Source organism: Streptomyces sp. DSM 106670 (assembly GCF_055792845.1).
Genome location: NZ_CM147704.1, coordinates 26,824 through 43,333 on the forward strand (window position 1 = coordinate 26,824; position 16,510 = coordinate 43,333).

Consider the following 16,510-nt stretch of genomic DNA (forward strand, 5'->3'; position numbering starts at 1 on the left):
CAGTCTGCGCCGCGGCCCCGGGGGCCGCCAGGTGGAACCGTACGGCCGCCACCGAGCGGTCTCGGTCGAGGGCGCTCGGTGGAGCGGTCTCGGGCGGACGGTCTCGGGCGAGCTGCTTCAGGCGACGCCCGCGTCGTCCGGGCCGCTTCCGTGCCGCGCGCGCCGGACGCTCGCCGCCGCGCTGTCGAGGAGCATCTCCAGCGCCGTCGGGTAGGCGCTGTCGTTCATCCTCGCCACCAGCAGCGGCGCGGTGGCGGCGATGTTCGGGTGGGTCTTCGCGGGCAGCCGGGCGTAGGTGGCGCGCCAGACCCGCTCGTCGGCGGCGCGTGCCGCTTCGGGCAGGGCCAGGCTCGCGGCATCCAGTGCGGCGAAGGCGAGTGCCTGGTCGACGAACGCCTGGTAGATGCGGACGACGTCCGTGTCGGGCAGTCCGGTGGACCGCAGGATGCCGAGGACCGCCTCGTCGCCGGCGATCTCGTTGGCCCGGCCGCTGACCCTGCTGGCGGTCAGCACCGCGGCCTCCGGGTGGGCGAGGTAGGCGGTGTGGATGCGCAGGCCCACCTCGCGCAGGTCGTTGCGCCACGCGCCACCGGGCCGCCATCCCCGCATCGCGCGGCCGATCAGCTCGTCGGCGATCGCCAGGGTCAGGTCGTCGATGCCGCGGAAGTAGCGGTAGAGCGTGCTCGGGTCGGCGCCCAGGGCGATGCCCAGGCGTCGCACGGTCAGTCCGTCCCTGCCGTGTTCGTGGAGCATGCGCAGCGCCGTCTCGACGATCAGCTGCTGGGTGACGACCACGCCCTGCTTGGTCGGCCTTCTGCGCCGGCGTCCCTCCTCCGGAACCACTTCTTTCGCCATCGGATCCCCTCTTCCGGACTGGTTCCGGTCTCGGCGTAGGCGCGGACCTGTCGGATTCCGAGCTTATGCCAACAGCGTTGACGTTACTCAAGTGCGCCCCTTTCATGGACGAATCCAAGGGCATCGGGCCGCACGGCCCGGCTCATCGACGAAAGGCACATCCGCCATGCGCGTACTGCTCGTCGGCGCAGGTGGCGTGGGTACGGCGATCACCAGGATCGCCGCCCGCCGCTCGTTCTTCGACCACATGATCGTCACCGACTACGACCTCTCCCGGGCCGAGGCCGCGGTGGCCGCGCTCGGCGAGGAGCGGGCCCGGTTCACCGCGCTGCGCATCGACGCCTCGGACCGGGAGGCGGTCACCGCCCTCCTCGCCGAGCAGCGGTGCGACATCCTCGTGAACGCCACCGACCCCCGGTTCGTGATGCCGTTGTTCGAGGCGGCGCTGGCCGCGGGCGTCGACTATCTGGACATGGCCATGTCCCTCTCCTCGCCGCATCCGGAGCGCCCGTACGAGGAGTGCGGGGTCAAGCTCGGCGACGGGCAGTTCGAGCGCGCCGCCGCGTGGGAGGAGGCCGGCCGGCTCGCGCTCGTCGGGGTGGGCGTCGAGCCGGGGCTCTCCGATGTCTTCGCCCGGTACGCCGCGGACGAGCTGTTCGACACGATCGAGGAGATCGGTGTCCGCGACGGCGCGAATCTCACCGTCGACGGCTACGACTTCGCTCCGTCGTTCTCGATCTGGACCACCATCGAGGAGTGTCTGAACCCGCCGGTGGTCTGGGAGAAGGACCGGGGCTGGTTCACCACGGCCCCGTTCAGCGAGCCGGAGGTCTTCGACTTCCCCGAGGGCATCGGGCCGGTCGAATGCGTCAACGTCGAGCACGAGGAGGTGCTGCTGATCCCGCGCTGGGTGGAGTCCCGGCGGGTCACCTTCAAGTACGGGCTGGGCGACGAGTTCATCGACACCCTCAAGACGCTCCACAAGCTCGGTCTGGACCGTACGGACAAGGTGAGTGTGCCCGGCGGTGACGTGTCGCCGCGCGATGTGGTCGCGGCCTGCCTGCCGGATCCGGCCTCGCTCGGCGACCGTATGCACGGCAAGACCTGTGCCGGCACCTGGGTGAAGGGCGCCAAGGACGGCGCGCCCCGCGAGGTGTACCTCTACCACGTGGTCGACAACCAGTGGTCGATGCGGGAGTACGGCTCCCAGGCCGTGGTCTGGCAGACGGCCATCAACCCGGTGATCGCCCTGGAGCTCGTGGCGACCGGCGTGTGGAGCGGCGTGGGTGTGCTCGGCGCCGAGGCCCTGGACCCGCGTCCGTTCCTCGATCTGCTCGTCGCGTACGGGTCCCCGTGGGGCCTGCGGGAGCAGTGATCGCGGGCTCGTTCGCGGCCCGCCGGAAAAAGTCGAGAAGTTTTCGGGCGACGATGTCGAGAACCAGGATCCGGCTCCGTCCCCGTGGTGAGAGCGACCAGAATGGGTCGCACCGCATCGAGGAGTAAGACCATGGCCAAGTACCTGCTGCTGAAGCACTACCGCGGAGCCCCGGCCGCGGTCAACGACGTACCGATGGACCGGTGGACGCCGGAGGAGATCTCGGCGCACATGCAGTACATGCAGGACTTCGCGGACCGGCTGGAGAAGACCGGGGAGTTCGTCGACGGTCAGGCGCTCGCTCCCGAGGGTGCGTGGGTCCGGTACGACGGTGAGGGCCGGCCGCCGGTCACCGACGGGCCGTTCGCCGAGACCAAGGACCTCATCGCCGGTTGGATGATCATCGACGTCGACGGTTACGACCGTGCCGTCGAGCTGGCCGGTGAGCTGTCGGCCGCTCCGGGGGCGGGTGGGAAGCCGATCCACGAGTGGCTTGAGGTGCGCCCGTTCCTGACCGCACCGCCCACCGTCACGGAGTGACGTCTCGATGAACGAGGCCCTGCTGCGCAGCCTCACACCGAGCGTCCTCGGGATCCTCGTCCGCCGCGGAGCCGATTTCGCGGCGGCCGAGGACGCCGTGCAGGACGCCCTGGTCGAGGCGGTCCGCGTCTGGCCGGACGAGCAGCCGCGGGACCCGAAGGGCTGGCTGGTCACCGTGGCCTGGCGGCGGTTCCTCGACGCGACCCGGGCCGAGGCCGCCCGCAGGCGGCGGGAGGACCGCGTCGACGAGGAGCCCGCGCCGGGACCCGCGCCCGCAACGGACGACACGCTCCAGCTCTACTTCCTGTGCGCCCATCCGTCGCTGACGCCGTCGTCGGCCGTAGCGCTCACGCTGCGTGCCGTCGGCGGGCTGACGACCCGCCAGATCGCCCGGGCCTATCTGGTGCCCGAGGCCACCATGGCGCAGCGCATCAGCCGGGCGAAGCGCACCGTCGCCGGTGTGAGGTTCGATCAGCCCGGCGATGTCGCCACCGTGCTGCGCGTCCTCTATCTGGTCTTCAACGAGGGCTATTCCGGTGATGTCGACCTCGCCGCCGAGGCGATCCGGCTGACCCGGCAGCTAGCGGCCGCGATCGACCACCCGGAGGTGGCGGGGCTGCTCGCCCTGATGCTGCTCCACCACGCCCGGCGCGCCTCCCGGACCGCGCCGGACGGGAGCCTGGTGCCGCTCGCCGAGCAGGACCGGGGGCGCTGGGACACCGTAATGATCGCCGAGGGGGTGGAGATCCTGCAGGCGGCGCTCGTCCGCGACCGGCTGGGCGAGTTCCAGGCCCAAGCCGCCATCGCGGCGCTCCACGCGGACGCGCGGGCGGCCGAGGAGACGGACTGGGTGCAGATCGTCGAGTGGTACGACGAGCTGGCGGGCCTGACGGACAGCCCGGTCGTCCGGCTGAACCGGGCGGTGGCCGTCGGCGAGGCCGACGGTCCGCGCGCCGGGCTGGCCGAACTCGCCGCGCTGAGCGAATCGTTGCCCCGTCACACGGCGGTGGCGGCGTATCTCCACGAGCGTGACGGCGATCTGGCGACGGCGGCACGGCTGTACGCGGAGGCCGCCCACAAGGCCCCCACCCTCGCCGAGCGCGCCCACCTGACGCGTCAGGCCGCCCGGCTCAACACCGGCCGCCCGGGGTGACGGGCCCGGCGCCGCGGCTTCGGGGAGCGGCGCGGGCAGGTGGCGACGGAGCCGGCCGGCGGCTCGCGGCGGCGACACACCCCCATCGTGACATTTAGGTAAGCCTCACCTAATATGCGGTTGTCGTCTTCGGGTCCCCACATTCCAAGAAGCCGGTATCCCCCCTTCTTTCGTTCGCCTCCCGGGAACGGCTCCGTCCAGACGTGCGCCGTCCCCCTCCCCCGAAGGAGACATGCAGCGCATGTCCATGCCCCGCCGCGGCCGCCTGGCCGCTCTCGCCGCCCTCACCGTCATATCCGTGGGCGCCGGCGTCCTCGCCGTACCCGCGTCCGCCGCCCCGGGCGTCCACGCCGCCGCACCGGCCGAGGCCCCGGGCAGCACGTCGGCGGCCTCCCCGATCCTGGTGTCCGGCGGGTCCTCGTGGGGCTTCAAGGAGTCCTGGGTCCGCTACGTCACGGGCTCGGGCGGTTCGGTGGAGGTGGCCGGCGGCGCGACCAAGGACGCGGCCGGGCTGATCGGCTATCCCGTCAGGCACGGCTCGGTGGACCCTGCCCGGCGCTCCGCCGATGTGCGCTTCGGCGGCTCGGTCACCTACGCCGTGCCCAGCCACGGCATCACCGCCATCACCCTCGCCAACCCGCGTGTCGTCATCAAGGACGGCCGGGGCACGCTCCACGTGGACCTGACGACCGATCTCGTCGCAGGTGAGGCCCCGGTCACCACCCCCGGCGTGCCGCTCGCCGCCCTCACGGCGACGGCGGGCGCCCTCGACGGATCCACCCTCGACTGGCGCGGCATCACGGCCACGCTCACCGCCGAGGGCGCGGAGATCTTCGCCTACCAGGGCCACCCCATGTACCCGGTCGGCACCGTCCTGGATCCCCTCGCCGTCAGCGGCGGCGTCAGCGTCCCCACGCTGACGGTCAGCCAGGTCGGCGGGCTGGGCGCGGAGACCGAGGTCACCATCAGCGGCAAGGGCTATCAGCCCGGGCGCGGGGTGTACCTGGCCCAGTCCATCGCCCTGCCCGGCACCACCTACCCCAGCGTCTACGGGAACGCGGTGTACGTCCGCCAGGTCGGCGCCGACGGCACCTTCAGCGTCACCGCGAAGCTCACCGAGACGTTCACCCCCTCCGGGGCGCCCGCCGTCGACTGCCGTACCACCGCCTGCTTCGTCACGAGCTTCAACTCGCACGACGGCGGCGACCCCACCTGGATGCCCTCGCGCGCCCAGGACGTGGCCCAGCCGCTGAAGTTCGGCGTCACGGCCCCGGCCCCCACCGTCACCCGGCACCCCGCGTCGCGTACCGTCCGCTCGGGCGCCACCGGCACGTTCACCGCGGCCGCGACGGGCGACGACACGGTCCGCTGGGAGCGCAGCACCGACCGCGGCGCGACCTGGAGCACCGTCGCCAAGGCCACCTCCGCCACCCTGTCGGTGAAGGCGTCCGCCGCGCTCGACGGCCACCGCTACCGCGCCGTCTTCGTCAACGCGACCGGTGAGACGGCGACGTCGGCCGCCACGCTCACGGTGTCCGCCGTGCCCGCCCGGATCATCTCCTTCAACGCCTCGCCGGAGCCGGTCGGCAAGGGCTCCAAGCTGAAGGTGGTCGGCACGCTCCAGACCGCCGGCGCCACGGACGACGTCTGGCGTCCGCTGGCCAAGGCGCCCGTCCTGATCGAGTTCCGGTCGAAGGGCGGCAAGACCTGGAACCGGACCACCACGGTCACCACGAACAGCAAGGGCGCCGTCTCGGCATCGGTCACCGCCGTCAAGGACGGCACCTGGCGCGCCCGTTACGCGGGGACCGCCGACCGTGCCGCGGCCGTCAGCTCCCTGGACTCCGTGGACGTCAAGCTGCGGACCGCCGTGTCCGGTTTCAACGCCTCCCCCGAGCCGGTCCGCAAGGGACGCACCATCACCGTCAAGGGCACCCTGCGCAGCCTCGACGGCACCTGGAAGAACACCTCCGGCCAGTCGGTCAGCATCCTGTTCAAGGCCGACGGTTCCAGCAAGTGGAGCAAGCTGGCCACCGTGAAGACCAACAGCAAGGGCGTCTTCTCGAAGGGGTTCACCGCGAAGAAGGACGGCACGTGGAAGGCTCAGTTCACGGCCACCTCGTCCCGGCTGGGCACGACCAGTTCCGGTGACCGCGTCGACGTGCGCTGAACCGGCGTGCGGGCCGTGGCCGACAGGAACGGCTCCCGTCGGCCACGGCCCGCGTGTGTCACCGGCCCGCGGTGCCGCTGCCCGCGTCGAGCGGCGGGTGGGCGTTGCGGAGCAGTTCCTGGAACTGTCCGGAGAACCAGTGCCCGGCCACCGGGGAGTCGGGCAGGGCGCCCGTGAGGTTGAAGCCGTTGCGGCCGTTGCCGGTGTACGTCGGGTCGCACATCCGGTCGAAGCCCTTGCCCTCGTCGTTGTCGATGGGCTCGCTGCTGCCGTCGGACTCGCCCGGGGGCTTCGCCCAGACGTAGGCGTCGATCCCCGGCTCGGGCGCGACCGTGGGCCGCTCGCCGATGCCCGCGCCGCTCTGGTTGCACCAATTGCCCGCGTGGATGCGGCGGTCGGTGCGACTGCCGTCGACATAGGCGTCGACTCCGGTCAGCGGTCCGGGACCGGTGGGCCGGGAGGAGCCGCCCCAGCCGTTGCGGGCGGTGTCGATGAGCATGCCGAGGTCGGCGGCGAAGCCCTGGCGGACCAGTTCGGTGCGCAGCCCCTGGGCGAACGAGAGCTCGTCGACGTAGTAGTTCCAGTCCACCCAGCGCGACTGACGCACCGTGGTGCCGTTCACGGAGTCGGTCACCGCGAAGTGGGGCTCCTTCAGCGCCGAGTAGTTGGCCGTGTTCACGATGAAGCCGTGGACGTCGGCGACGGTGGCGCCCTCCGTCGTCGCGGCCTTCTTGAACTGCTCGGCCGCGGGGACGAAGTTGGAGTCCCAGCCGAGCCAGCCGTGGTGGGCCGCGTCGACGTAGTTGTAGACGTTGGGCAGGGCGCCGAGCGTGTGCAGGGCGTACCCGATGCCCTTCTCGTAGTTGCCGTTGGCCTTCATCGTGGCGCACTCGGGCGTCGAACCGGCCGTGCCTCCGGCGTTGGTGACGAGGTTGGGCAGCGAGTCCGGTTCGATCAGCGTGACGATGCGCAGACTCGCGTAGGCGGGGTCGCCGAGTATCTCGGCGATGGGGTCGACGTAGTCGTTCTTGTACCGGTCGAGTTCGGTGGGACCGAGTTCGCCGTTGGAGGCGAGCGCGGCACAGTCCCGGCCCGGCAGGTTGTAGACGACGACCTGGAAGAGGTCGGCCCCCTGGCTCACGGCCGTGTCGAGGTGCGCTCGTAAGCCTCGCGCGCCGGGTGTGCCTTCGATGGCGGCGATGCGGTCCATCCAGACGAACGACGGCTCGTTCGCGATGGCGCCGCCGCCGGGTTCCGCGGCGGCCTTGGCGGACCAGTCGGGATTCACGTACGCGGTGGCGCCCGCGTAGGGGTTGTCGACGCGGGCGGCGGCCGACGCCTGTCCGGGGACGGCGACCGCGAGCGATGCGCCCATGATCAGGGCGGACAGCCCGGCGGCCGTCCTTCTGCGCGGTGCGTGCGGGGTGGTGCCTCGGATTCTCATTGCGGCTCCGTGTTCCTCTCGTACGTCCGTCGCGGGTATCGACGGACGGGTTCAGGGGTCCGTGACGCTCGGGGAGGGAGAAGTAGGGGAATCGGGTGGGGGGAGGCAGGTGAGGGCGAAGCGGGTGGGGAAGCGCGCTTGTGGGAGCGCTCCCAAACTGACGGCGCATCCGATGACTGTCAAGCGTTCCAACGCAATCACCTTGCGTTGAGCGGTAGTTGAGGGTGAGTGGAGCGCTCCCATCGGGGAGCGAGGACATCGGCACGCGTGCGTCACCGGTCGGGTTCGCGTCGAGGTTTGGCCGACTACCGACTTGCGGAGGGGCCGGGCCGCCGGGGAACGCACTGCGGAACTCGCCGCGGAGCGCGCCGCGGAGCTTCCCGCGGAAGAAGATGCCGTAACGCTGGTCTAGGCCAGGCCGTGTCCGTCCCCCTATCCTCACCTGTAGCCGGTGACACACCCTTCCCCCACCCAGGTTGCCTGCCGGCTCGCGCCCCCACTCAACTCCGCTCGAGCAGCCGGGTGATCTCCCCCCATTCGCCGCCTCCAGGAGGCCACGGTGAAATTTCGCACCAGAAGCTCGGCGATCATCGGCACGCTCTGCCTCGTCACGTCGTTGGCCTTAGCCACGGCGTCGGCCGACGAGCCCGCCAACCCGGTTCAACCGGTGAACGCCTCCCTGACCGAAGTGGCCAAGGCCCAGGGCCCGTCCGCCGGCGCGGCCGGCCCCGACGACACGCTGTGGATCGCCGAACGCGCGGGAACCGTAAGGGTCCTGGACGGTTCGGGGCTCGGCTCACCCGTCCTCGACATATCCGACGAGACCACCACCGACGGCGAACGCGGCCTGCTGGGCGTCGCGTTCGACAAGACGTTCGCGCACTTCTACATCTCGTTCACCGATCTCGAAGGCACCAGCACGATCGACGAGTTCGCCGTGGAGGACGGTCAACTCCAGGCGGACACACGGCGGACGGTCCTCACCCAGACCCAGCCGTACGCGAACCACAACGGCGGCGACATCAAGTTCGGCCCCGACGGTTATCTGTACATCGCCTTCGGCGACGGCGGCTCGGGCGGCGACCCGCACGGCAACGGGCAGAAGCTCGACACCCTGCTCGGCAAGCTGCTGCGGATCGACCCGAGCGGCGGCGAACCGTACGCGATCCCGGCGGACAACCCGTTCGTGGCCGACGCGAACGCGAAGGACGAGATCTGGTCGTACGGGCTGCGCAATCCGTGGCGGTTCTCCTTCGACGCGGGCACGGGCGACCTGCTGATCGGCGACGTCGGCCAGAGCGACTGGGAGGAGATCGACTGGGCCCCGGCGGACAGCAAGGGCGGCGAGAACTACGGCTGGTCCTCCATGGAGGGCACGCATCCCTTCCGGGGCGGCACGGAACCCGCGAACCACGTCCCGCCGGTGCACGAGTACGACCGTACGGGGCTCGGGTGCTCGGTGACCGGCGGGTTCGTCTACCGCGGCGAGGCGCTCCCGGACCTTCAGGGGAGCTATGTGTTCAGCGACTACTGCGACGGCACCCTGCGTACGCTCCAGATGGCGGACGGCGAGGTGACCGGCGTGGGCGACCTCGGGGTCAGCGCCGGCGAGGTCATCTCCTTCGTGGAGGGCGGTGACGGCGAGCTGTACGTGCTCGGCAGCAACGGCACCGTCTCCCGCGTCGACCCCGCGTGAGCCGGTGAGCCGGTGAGCCGGTGAGCCGGTGATTCACCGAGTCGTGCGGGTGGTCGGCCGCACGGGCCGGGGCCGGGGCCCCGCCGGTCGTGATGATCGGCGGGGCCCCGGTCCGCGTACTCCGGCGCTCGTCACGGGAGGCTCCGCCCGGGCCGGGCCTGACGGTCCGCCTTCTCGGCGCCTTCGCCGCGCTGGTGGCCGCGGCGGGCGTCCCGGTCGAAGATGCCCAGCAGCTCGCACGGTCCGCCCTCGGCGCCGATCGCGTGCGGGAGCATCGTGGGGAACTCCGCCGCCTGGTTCGTCTCGATCCGCAGGCGCCGGTTGCCCAGGAGCAGGATCGCGGTGCCGGAGAGGACGACGAGCCACTCACGGCCCGGATGCGCGCGCAGGCGCGCGGGGTTGTCGGGCGGCGGCTCGGTCATGCGCTGGCGGATGACGGTCATACCGGGTTCCGCCTTGATGGGCCACCGCATCTGACCGTGGGCTCCGTCGATCATCGGGTTGGAGACGATGTCGTCGGACGCGGTCTCGACCAGCTGGTCGAGGGAGGTGTCCAGGGCGCGGGCGAGGGTGACGAGCTGGTCCAGGGCCAGCCGGCGGCGGCCGTTCTCGATGCGGCTGAGTGTGGACTGGCTGACCTTCGCGCGGGCGGCCAGCTCCTCCAGGGACCAGCCCTGGGCGACGCGCAGGGCGCGGATGCGTTTGCGTACCAGGCTGTCCAGCTCACCATCTTCTTGCGTCATAGGCATGATCGTATGCCATTGGAGCAAGTCACGCTTAGCGTCGTTCGTGCTCGGCCCCCGGTAGAAGTGGGCTCGCACGGAAGAGGTATCCATGAGTACGAACCAGCCCGGTCCGGTGAGTGTCGATCCGGACGACGCCCCGCGCCTGTCCGGCGAGAACGAGGTCGAGGGCGAGGGCGTGCTCGACGCGCGCCGACGCCGCACGATCCTGCTCACCGTGTGCCTAGCGCTGATGGCCGTGATCGCCTCGGTCTCGGGCCTCAACGTCGCCCAGCCCGACCTGGCCGTCGCCTTCGACGCCTCGCAGAGCACGGTCCTGTGGATCATCAACATCTACACCCTCGGCCTGGCCGCCCTGTTGCTGCCGCTCGGCGCGATCGGCGACCGGCTCGGCCGCAAGCCCGTGCTGGTGGCCGGTCTCGTCGTCTTCGGCGTGGCCGGTGCGGCGGCGGGTCTCGCGCCGTCGGCCGAGGTCATGCTCGGCGCACGGCTGCTCAGCGGGGTGGGCGCGGCGATGATCATGCCCATCACCCTCGCCGTGATCACCACGACGTTCCCCGAGAACGAGCGGGGGCGGGCGATCGGCGTGTGGACCGGGGTCGCCGGAGGCGGTGGCGTACTGGGCATGTTCCTCTCCGCCGCGCTGGTCGACGTGGCGAGCTGGCGGTGGCTGTTCGTCCTGCCGCTGGTGCTCGGCGCGGCAGCTCTCGTCATGACGCTGCGCTTCGTTCCCGACTCCCGCGAGGTGTCCCGGCACGGGTTCGACGCCGGCGGCGCGCTGACCTCGGCCGTGGCCGTGGTCGGGCTCATCTTCGTTCTCCAGGAGGGGCCGGAGCGCGGCTGGTCCTCACCCGTGACACTGATCGGTCTCGCTGTCGGAGTGCTCGCCGCCATCGGCTTCGTGGCCCAGGAGCTGCGCCGCGGGGATGCCGCGCTCCTGGACGTACGTCTGTTCCGCGAGCGCGCACTGGCCGGGGGCTCGGTCACGCTTCTCGTCGTCTTCGGCGTCCAGGCGGGCATCTTCGTGGTCCTGTTCCCGTTCCTCCAGGCCGTCCTCGGCTGGTCGGGTCTGCTGTCCACGCTGGCCCTCATGCCCATGGCCGTCCTGATGATGCTGGCCTCGGGCCTCGCACCCCACCTGACCGTACGAATCGGCGCCCGCGCGACCATGGCCACGGGCATCCTGCTGGCCGGCGCGGGGCTCGCGCTGATGGCCGGGATCGTCTCCGTGGACGGCGGCTACCTGTCCGTGCTGCCCGGCATGCTGGCGATGGGCCTCGGCATGGGGCTGGCGATGACGCCTTCCACCGAAGCCATCACCGGTGCGCTGCCCCGTGAGCGCCAGGGGGTCGCGTCCGCGCTGAACGACGTGACCCGGGAGTTCGGCACCGCGCTCGGGGTCGCCCTGCTCGGTGCGCTGCTGTCCTCCGGCTATCGCGGCGCCATCGACTCGCGGCTCGCCGATGTCCCCGACGGCCCGGCCGACAGCGCGCGCGAAGGCGTCGCCAACGCCGTCGAGGCGGCGAACGGAGCCGGCCCGTACGCACAGGAGCTGATCCGCGTTGCGCGGCAGTCGTTCGTCGACGGCTGGCAGAACGCCATGTGGGCCGGGGTCGCCGTGATGGCCGCTCTGTTCCTCCATGTGCTGGTCCGGGGGCCGGTGCGGCCAGCCCGTACCGGCCCGGAGAGCCCTTCCCGGCCTGCCGGCCCGGACGCCCCGGAACGGGCCGACGCGGCCGCCTCCTGAATCCGGGCCGGGCGCGCCGGGTGGGCGGCCCGGGCCGTGGACGGCGTCCGGGCAGCGGGCCGGCTCAGGCCGTGGTCAGTGGCCGGAGCCGGGCGCGCCCGCTCAGGCCGTGGTCAGGGCCGGCTCCTCCGGGCCGCTGGTACGGGGCCGGCCCCGGCCCTCGTCCCCGTGCGGCAGCAGCCACGGCGTCGCGAGCAGCAGTACGCCGGCGACGCCGATCGCGATGCGCGCGTCGGTGAGGGCCGCCAGGACGCCCCACAGAGCGGTCAGCAGCGCGATCGCCGCGACACCGGTCACCTGCCAGGCCGTCAGGACCCGGCCCACCCGGTCGGCCGGCACCCGCTGGAGGCGTTCCGTCGCGAACAGCGGGTTGAACACGCCCATGCAGGTGATCAGGGCCAGTTCGACGGCGATGACCAGGACCACTCCGCCGGTCCCGGACATGACGAAGAACAGCCCCACGGGCCACAGGGCCCGCAGGACCCCGGAGGCCCTCAGCACGCGGCGTCGTCCGTAGCGGGCTTCCAGGCGCGGGGCGGCCTGGGCGCCGACGAACCCGCCGACGCAGGGCAGGCCGAACGCGAGCCCGTACGTCCAGGCGGCCCAGCCCAGGTCGTCCAGCAGCAGGACCGCCATCAGCGGTTCGGTGGCCATGATCAGGGCGTTGACGGCCACGGTGTTCCGGAACAGCGGGCGCAGCAGCGGGTCCGCGTGGATGAACCTCCAGCCCTGGACCAGGTCCGCGGCCCGGAACTTCTCGGTCCGGGCGTGCTCGGGTTCGGCCTCCTTCTGCCGGATCGCGCCGATCCCGAGCGCGGACAGCAGGAACCCGGCGGCGTTGGCGATCACGGTGACGACGGGCCCGAGCAGGCTGATCGCCGCGCCGCCCAAGGTCGGGCCGACCGCTGTCGCGGTCCAGGTGGTCGTCTCGAAACGGCCGTTGGCCACGAGCAGATGGTCCGGGCGCACCAGCTGCTTGAGATACGCGCCGGCAGCGGAGGTGAAAGCGATGTTCGCCGCCGCACCGATCACGGAGACGGTCAGCAGCTGGGTGTAGGTCAGCGTTCCGGTGAAGTGGGCGAGCGGAATCGTCAGCAGGGCGCCGAACCGTACGAGGTCGGTGACGACCATGACCGGCTTCTTGCGCCGGGCCTCGACCCAGGGGCCGAGCGGAAGCGCGAGGAGCGCTCCGACCGCGAGGCCGGCGGCCGCCAGCGCCGAGACCTCGGCCGGGCCGACGTGCAGCACCTGGATCGCGATCAGCGGGAACGCACCGAATCCCAGCCAGGTGCCGGCCGTGGAGGCGCTGAACGCGGCCCACAGCCATCCGAACGAACGCCCCAGCTCTTGCCCTGCCATGAATCAAACCCTCCGTCACAACCGATCGTTGACAGCGAGGATTCGACCACCCGGGCATGCGCCCAATCCAACAACCGTGTCGTCGGTGAGCCACAACCAAAGGTTGTGGAGGCATAGGGTTCGGGGCGTGGACATCGAAGCCGTACGCACCTTCGTCACCGTCGCGGACACCGGGCAGTTCCAGGAAGCCGCCGTGGACCTGCGCATCAGCCAGCAGGCCGTCTCCAAGCGCGTGGCGGGTCTGGAGCGCGCGCTCGGGGTGACGTTGTTCGTCCGCACCGCCCGTGGGGCCCGCCCCACGCTGGACGGGCAGGCCTTCCTCCCGCACGCCCGCGAGGTCCTGCGGGCCGTGGAGCGGGCCGCCGCCTCGGTGCGGCCCGGGGACCGGGTGCTGCGCGTGGACGTGCTCCATCGGCGTATCGCCCCGGCACTGGCCGTACGCGGCTTCTACCAGGCGCACCCGGGCACGGACCTGGACGTGGTGACCCTCGCCGACGCGAACGTGGCCGGGGCGGCCGAGGCCGTGCGGGCCGGCGAGGTCGACGCGACCTTCCGCGCCGTGCCCGCGGGTGCGCTGCCCGAAGGGATCGGCGCCGAGCGCGTCCTGGACGATCCGTTGCAGCTTCTCGTCGGGCCGCGCCACCCGCTGGCCTCCGCCCGGTCGTTGGCCCCGGCGGACCTGGCCGGGCACCGGATCTGGATCCCGGGCATCAAGCGGGGCACCGAGTGGGCCGCCTATTACGACGAGCTCGCGGAGGACTTCGGTCTGCGCATCGACGCGGTCGGGCCGGACTTCGGAACCGAGGCGCTGATGGACTCGATCGCCGACTCCGCCGCGCTGGCCACCCTCGTCGGGTCCCGGGACAGATATGTCTGGCCGACCGCCCATGACCTGCGGCGGATCCCGGTCGTGGGGCCGACTCCGGTCTATCCGCACGCGTTCCTGTACCGGACGGACAACCCGCACCCGGTACTGGCGGCGCTGCGCGGATACCTCGTGCGGGTGCGGCCGGAGCCGCCGGCCGACATATGGACTCCGGCCTGGGCCCGGGCCGTGTCCTGATCTGTGGGATGTACGGCCCGAGGGACATGGCGTGCTCCGTGCCGGAGGCCGATGCTGGAGTGAGCGGCCGGGTCCTCGGCCGTGCGGAGCATTCCGGATGTTCTTGATGTTTCGCATGTTCCGCATGTTCCGGAAGAAGACAGGAAGGGGTGGAGACCTCATGGCCACCGATGTGTCGACCGGCCCGTCGACCGATGCGTCGCTCACGTCCCGCGTGCGCGTTCCGGACACCACGCTCGCCCGGGAGGCGACCGAGCTGGTGCGGGACACCACCAGTGAGCTGATCTACCACCACTCGTGCCGCGTCTACTGGTTCGGGGCCCTTCAGGGGCAGCGCCGCGATCTGAGCTTCGATCCCGAACTGCTCTATGTGGGCGCCCTGTTCCATGATCTCGGTCTGGCCGAGTCCTTCCGCTCCAGCGGCCGGCGGTTCGAGGTGGACAGCGCGGACGAGGCGCGTCGCTTCCTCCAGGCCCACGGGGTTCCGGAGGACAGCGTGCGGCGGGTCTGGACCGCCATCGCCCTGCACACCACTCCGGGCATCCCGGCCTTCATGGAGCCCGAGGTGGCCCTGGTGACCGCCGGGGTCGAGTACGACGTACTCGGTGTCGGGTACGAGGACCTCGCACCGGCCGACCGGGCGGAGATCGTCGCGCTCCACCCCCGGCCGGACTTCAAACGGCGGATCCTCGGGGCGTTCACCGACGGCATCCGCCCGAAGCCGGAGACGACGTTCGGCAACGTCAAGGCCGATGTCCTGGAGCACTACGTACCCGGCTTCGAACGCGGCGACTTCGTCCGCACCATCCTCGACTCCCCCTGGCCCGAATGACCGGCTCCGCCCGCCCCCACCTGGTGGCCGTCGTGGCGTTCGACGGGGTTCAGCTCCTCGACGTCACCGGCCCGGCGGAGGTGTTCACCACGGCCAACGGCCACGGGGGCCGCTACGACGTCCGGATCGTCTCGGTGACCGGCAAGGACGTCCGTACCTCCGGCGGGGTGAGGCTGGGGGTCGACGGCACCCTGGACAGTCTCCCGGGGCGGCTCGGAACACTGCTGGTGCCGGGCCGACGGGACTGGCGGCGGGCGGTGGCCGACGCCGCGCTGACGGCCGGGGTACGGGATCTCGCCGAGCGGTCCCGCCGGGTGGCATCCGTGTGCGCGGGCGCGTTCGTAGTGGCCGAGGCGGGTCTTCTGAACGGCCGCAGAGCGGCGACGCACTGGCGGCTGGCCGGTGAACTGGCCGCCGCCTACCCCGCGGTGACGGTCGAGGCCGACCCCCTCTTCGTACGCGACGGGCCCGTGATCACTTCGGCGGGCATCACCGCGGGCATGGACCTGGCGCTGTCCCTGGTGGAGGAGGACCACGGCGCAGGTCCGGCCCGGGACACCGCGCGGGAGCTGGTGGTGTTCATGGCCAGACCGGGCGGCCAGTCCCAGTTCAGCGCCCGGCTGCGGCCCCGTGAGGCGACGCATCCCGCCGTACGGGCGGCCATGGACGCGGTGAGCGCCGACCCGGCCGGCCCGCACTCCCCGGCCACACTGGCCCGGCGCGGCAAGGTGTCCGCCCGACATATGAGCCGGCTGTTCCGCGGCGAGACCGGGCTCACGCCCGCCCAGTACATCGAATCCGTACGCCTGGAGGCCGCCCAGGCGCTCCTGACCTCGGGCAACGATCCCATCGAGGTGGTGGCCGAGGGATCGGGGTTCGGATCTGCCGAGACGATGCGCCGGGCGTTCCAACAGACGCTGGGCCTCTCCCCCACCCACTACCGGGCCCGGTTCCGGACGACAACGACGGCGGCGGGCACGGCGGGGACAACGGCACGGGCGGGCGGCTGAACCTCGCGCGGCGCGGGCGTACCTGGGAGAATCGCTCGGCATGGTGGACGACTCTCAGCCACGGATGCGGATCAACGCCCTGATCGTCGATGCGGCGGATCCGGAGCGGCTTGCCGCGTTCTGGTCCGAGCTGCTCGGCAGGCCGATCGTGGGCCGTACGGGGCCCTACGTGTGGTTGCGGCGCGAGAACGGCCTGGGGCTGGGCTTCCAGCGGACCGAAGAGCCCCGCCGGGGCAAGAACCGGATGCACGTCGACGTGACCGCGCCCGACCCGGCCGCCGAGCAACAGCGGGTCGAAGCGCTCGGAGGTCACCGGCTGGAGGGGTACGCCGATGGCGGCTTCCTGGTGATGGGCGACCCCGAGGGCAACGAGTTCTGCATCATCCCCGAGGGCCCCTTCGAGCTCGATGACGAGGGGCGCACGGACTATCTCGGCTGACGGCCGCGCCGAGCGGCTTCCTCCGTGCGCCGTGTCCGCCTCGGCGCGCGGTCCGGTGCGGCGTCGGTCCGCCCGCGTACGTTG

Annotated in this window: 13 protein-coding genes and 1 pseudogene; 10 read left to right on the plus strand and 4 right to left on the minus strand. The window is 71.8% G+C overall.

From position 1 onward, the window contains the following. Nucleotides 1-117 precede the first annotated feature (117 nt). Nucleotides 118-855: a TetR/AcrR family transcriptional regulator gene (locus ACSMXR_RS00130; protein ID WP_473170890.1), complete on the minus strand. Its 738-nt coding sequence runs from the start codon at nt 853-855 to the stop codon at nt 118-120. Between the two features lie 166 nt (nt 856-1,021). Between ACSMXR_RS00130 and ACSMXR_RS00135 the strand changes: the two genes are divergently transcribed. The 4 genes from ACSMXR_RS00135 (at nt 1,022) to ACSMXR_RS00150 (ending at nt 6,093) form a co-directional block, all read left to right on the plus strand. Beyond that, nucleotides 1,022-2,230 (plus strand): saccharopine dehydrogenase family protein, encoded by a 1,209-nt coding sequence (locus tag ACSMXR_RS00135; protein ID WP_473170891.1) that lies wholly within the window; start codon nt 1,022-1,024, stop codon nt 2,228-2,230. Nucleotides 2,231-2,362: 132 nt separating this feature from the next. Next, nucleotides 2,363-2,770, plus strand: a complete 408-nt coding sequence (locus ACSMXR_RS00140) for a YciI family protein (protein WP_103511109.1) — start codon at nt 2,363-2,365, stop codon at nt 2,768-2,770. Nucleotides 2,771-2,777: 7 nt separating this feature from the next. Then, on the plus strand, nt 2,778-3,923 hold the full coding sequence (locus ACSMXR_RS00145; protein ID WP_381797966.1) for an RNA polymerase sigma factor: 1,146 nt from the start codon (nt 2,778-2,780) through the stop codon (nt 3,921-3,923). Nucleotides 3,924-4,164: 241 nt separating this feature from the next. Continuing rightward, nucleotides 4,165-6,093, plus strand: a complete 1,929-nt coding sequence (locus ACSMXR_RS00150; RefSeq protein WP_473170892.1) for an HtaA domain-containing protein — start codon at nt 4,165-4,167, stop codon at nt 6,091-6,093. A gap of 73 nt (nt 6,094-6,166) precedes the next feature. Here the strand turns inward: ACSMXR_RS00150 and ACSMXR_RS00155 are convergent. Then, nucleotides 6,167-7,537 (minus strand): annotated as a pseudogene (locus ACSMXR_RS00155) (glycoside hydrolase family 6 protein); the annotation flags it as partial. Between the two features lie 559 nt (nt 7,538-8,096). On the opposite strand from ACSMXR_RS00155, the gene ACSMXR_RS00160 reads away from it, so the two are divergent. Continuing rightward, on the plus strand, nt 8,097-9,233 hold the full coding sequence (locus ACSMXR_RS00160; RefSeq protein WP_473170893.1) for a PQQ-dependent sugar dehydrogenase: 1,137 nt from the start codon (nt 8,097-8,099) through the stop codon (nt 9,231-9,233). A gap of 131 nt (nt 9,234-9,364) precedes the next feature. Here ACSMXR_RS00160 and ACSMXR_RS00165 read toward each other — a convergent pair whose 3' ends face one another. Continuing rightward, nucleotides 9,365-9,976 (minus strand): helix-turn-helix domain-containing protein, encoded by a 612-nt coding sequence (locus ACSMXR_RS00165; RefSeq protein ID WP_137231313.1) that lies wholly within the window; start codon nt 9,974-9,976, stop codon nt 9,365-9,367. Between the two features lie 91 nt (nt 9,977-10,067). On the opposite strand from ACSMXR_RS00165, the gene ACSMXR_RS00170 reads away from it, so the two are divergent. Further along, on the plus strand, nt 10,068-11,723 hold the full coding sequence (locus ACSMXR_RS00170; RefSeq protein ID WP_473170894.1) for an MFS transporter: 1,656 nt from the start codon (nt 10,068-10,070) through the stop codon (nt 11,721-11,723). Between the two features lie 102 nt (nt 11,724-11,825). Here ACSMXR_RS00170 and ACSMXR_RS00175 read toward each other — a convergent pair whose 3' ends face one another. After that, entirely contained in the window at nt 11,826-13,082 is a 1,257-nt protein-coding gene (locus ACSMXR_RS00175; protein ID WP_473170895.1) for an MFS transporter, read from the minus strand. A 127-nt stretch (nt 13,083-13,209) separates the two neighbouring features. Here ACSMXR_RS00175 and ACSMXR_RS00180 point away from each other — a divergent pair, with 127 nt between their 5' ends. The 4 genes from ACSMXR_RS00180 to ACSMXR_RS00195 all read left to right on the plus strand — a co-directional run bounded on the left by ACSMXR_RS00180 (nt 13,210) and on the right by ACSMXR_RS00195 (nt 16,426). Further along, complete coding sequence (locus ACSMXR_RS00180; protein WP_473170896.1) at nt 13,210-14,145, plus strand: LysR family transcriptional regulator; 936 nt, start codon at nt 13,210-13,212, stop codon at nt 14,143-14,145. Nucleotides 14,146-14,305: 160 nt separating this feature from the next. Next, on the plus strand, nt 14,306-14,977 hold the full coding sequence (locus ACSMXR_RS00185) for an HD domain-containing protein (RefSeq protein WP_473170897.1): 672 nt from the start codon (nt 14,306-14,308) through the stop codon (nt 14,975-14,977). Beyond that, complete coding sequence (locus ACSMXR_RS00190) at nt 14,974-15,987, plus strand: GlxA family transcriptional regulator (RefSeq protein WP_473170898.1); 1,014 nt, start codon at nt 14,974-14,976, stop codon at nt 15,985-15,987. The genes ACSMXR_RS00185 and ACSMXR_RS00190 overlap by 4 nt, the downstream gene beginning before the upstream one ends. 40 nt (nt 15,988-16,027) lie before the next feature. Further along, entirely contained in the window at nt 16,028-16,426 is a 399-nt protein-coding gene (locus ACSMXR_RS00195; protein ID WP_364886539.1) for a VOC family protein, read from the plus strand. Nucleotides 16,427-16,510: the final 84 nt, after the last annotated feature.